General features: G+C 65.6%; 2 protein-coding genes. Both read right to left on the reverse strand.

What is annotated here, in order from left to right; translation table 11 throughout:
* Positions 1–1,043, reverse strand: a 1,043-nt coding sequence (locus EOA33_RS40955; RefSeq protein WP_348628270.1) for an amino acid adenylation domain-containing protein, incomplete at its 3' end; no start/stop codon positions are given.
* The coding region (locus tag EOA33_RS40960; protein ID WP_245482482.1) for a condensation domain-containing protein at positions 1,028–2,888 on the reverse strand (1,861 nt) is incomplete at its 5' end. The genes EOA33_RS40960 and EOA33_RS40955, both read right to left, overlap by 16 nt.

A 2,888-nucleotide genomic window follows, 5' to 3' on the forward strand; every position in this document is an offset into this window, starting at 1 on the left:
CTCCGGTACAGCCGGTCGCCGTCCACAAACGGGCTGGCGATGAACCGCTCCGCCGTCAGCTCGGGACGGTTCAGGTAGCCGCGCGCAACACCCGCCCCGCCAATGTAAAGCTCGCCCACCGCCCCGAACGGCACCGGCCCACCATGAGCGTCCAGAAGATAGATCCGCGTGTTCGCAATCGGACGGCCGATCGGGACAACTGACCCATCAAAATCATCGGGGCAATTCCAGGCTGTAACGTCGATAGCAGCTTCCGTGGGACCGTATAGATTGTGCAGGCCAGTCCAAGGCAATACGCGCCGAACCTTCTGCGCAAGCGAGGCAGGAAGCGCCTCACCACTGCACACGAGACGCTGCAGCGATGTGCAGCGATCAACACCATTCGTGTCCATAAAGCTGACCAGCATGGATGGTACAAAGTGTGCAGTGGTGATCCTTTGGCTGATTATCAAGTTTACAAGCGCATCGGGGTCTTTGTGTGCAGCCGGAGGCGCCAGCACCAGGGTCGCCCCTTCAAGCAACGTCCAGAAGAATTCCCAGGCCGAGACGTCGAAGCCGAATGGCGTCTTCTGCAAGACGACATCAGTCGCATTGAGAGCGTAGGCTTTCTGCATCCAGATCAGGCGATTGATAATAGCCCGATGCTCATTCTTTGCCCCCTTTGGGGCTCCGGTAGAGCCTGAAGTGTAGATGACATAGGCGAGATGGCGTGCGGTCAGGCCGAGCGCGCGCGGGTCGGGATCGCAGGCGGGCAGCTCGGCCCAGGCCGGGGTGGCCGTCTCCAGATCGACCACGCTCACATCGGCCAGCGCCTCGGCGCGGAGGGCGGCGCGGCCGGCCGCATCGGCCAGCAGCAGCTGCGGCGCGGCATCGGCGAGCACCTGGTTGAGCCGTGCCGACGGATAGGCCGGATCGAGCGGCACATAGGCGCCGCCCGCCTTCAGGATCGCCAGCAGCCCCACCACCATCGCCGGGCTGCGCTCGACGCAGATCGCCACCGGCTGGTCCGGCTTGACCCCGAGCGCGATCAGATGATGGGCCAGCCGGTTGGCCCGCGCATTGAGCTCGCCATAGCTAACCGCTCGTCGTCATGGATCAGCGCAACCGCATCCGGCGCCTGGCGCACCTGCGCCTCGAACAGCTCGTGGATGCACTGCTCCGACGGATAGGCCGCGTCCGTCCGGTTCAGCTCCTCCAGAAGGTAGGTCCGCTCCTCGGACGACAGCAGCTCGATGCGGCCGACCGGCTGCCCGGCATCGGCAACCATCGCCCGCAGCAGCGCCAGCAGATAATCGCACTGCCGCTCGATCGTCGCCTCATCGAACAGCGCCGTGGCATAGTGCAGCGCTCCGGCGATCTCCTCGCCATGCTCGCCAAGGCTCAGCTCCAGATCGAACTTGACCTGATCATACCCCTCCCCGGCAGCCTCCACACTCAGCCCCGGCAGGTCCAATGACTCGACCGCATTGTTCTGCCAGGCCAACATCACCTGGAACAACGGCGTGTGATCAAGATGCCGGGGCGGCTGCACGATCTCGACGACCTGCTCGAACGGCAGGTCCTGATGCTCCTGCGCCGCCAGCGCCGTGCGCCGCGTCCGTTCCAGAAGCTCCGACACGCTCGGCTCGCCGGACAGATCGAGCCTAAGCGCCAGGGTGTTGACGAAGAAACCGATCAACTCTTCGATCTCGCGCCGGCCTCGATTGGCGCTCGGAACGCCGATCACGAGGTCGTCCTGCCCCGACAGACGCGAAAGCACCGCCGCCCAGGCCGCCAGCACCGTCATGAACAACGTCGTGCCATGCTGCCGGCTCAGCCGCTTCAGATCCCGCGTCAGATCCGCATCGATGACGATCGGCACACTGGCCCCGGCAAACGACTGCTGGGCCGGCCGCACGCGGTCAGTCGGCAGTGCAAGCCGGGCCGGGGCGCCTGACAGGGCGTTGCGCCAATACTGAGCCTGGCTTTGCAGCCGTTCCCCCGACAGCCACTGCCGTTGCCAGGCGGCATAATCCGGGTACTGGATCGCCAGCGGCGGCAAAGGATCGTCCTGTCCAGCTGCGAACGCCCGGTAAAGCTGACTGAGTTCACGCACCAGCACGCCCATCGACCAGCCGTCCGAGGCAATGTGATGCTGGGTCAGCTGGAAAACATGTTCCTCATCCGACATCCGGATCAGACGCCCGCGGATCAGCGGCCCGCGCGCAAGATCGAAGGGCGTCTGCGCCTCTTCACGGCACAGATCCAAAAGCGCCGCCTCTGCATCCGGCCTGTCCCGCAGATCGTGCTCCAGCACCGGCAGCCCCTCCGGCGGCAGAACCTCAACCCGCGGCTTGCCCTCCGGAGCGACAAAGACACCGCGCAACGCCTCATGACGGGCAAACAGACGGTCAAGGCTGCGCTGCCAGGCGACGCGGTCGAGCACGCCACGCAGTCTCAAGGCCAGCGGAATGTGATAGTTGGTACTGCCCTCGTCCAGCTGCGCCAAAAACCATAGCCGCTGCTGCGCGAACGACAGCGCAAGCGGCTCGTCGCGCGACACCGTCGCAATCGCCGGCAGGTCTTGCGGACCGGTGCGGCTCAACACCTCGACGATGCTTTCGGCCAGATCGGAAAGAACCGGCCTGGCGAACAGCCTCGTCAGCGGCAGTTCGACCCCAACAGCCCGCGACAGCCGGCTCAAGAGCTGCACCGCCAGGAGCGAATGGCCGCCGAGTTCGAAGAAGTTGTCGTGGCGTCCGACCCGCTCGACCCCGAGCAGCTCCGCCCAGATCCCGGCCAGCAGCGTCTCGACCGCGCCCTGCGGCGCTTCATAGGCGGCGTGCGCATAGGCCTCGTCGGCCGGCGCTGGCAGCGCCTGGCGGTCGAGCTTGCCGTTCGGTGTCAGC

Source organism: Mesorhizobium sp. M4A.F.Ca.ET.050.02.1.1, assembly GCF_003997725.1.
In the GTDB taxonomy this organism is placed as follows: Bacteria; Pseudomonadota; Alphaproteobacteria; order Rhizobiales; family Rhizobiaceae; genus Mesorhizobium.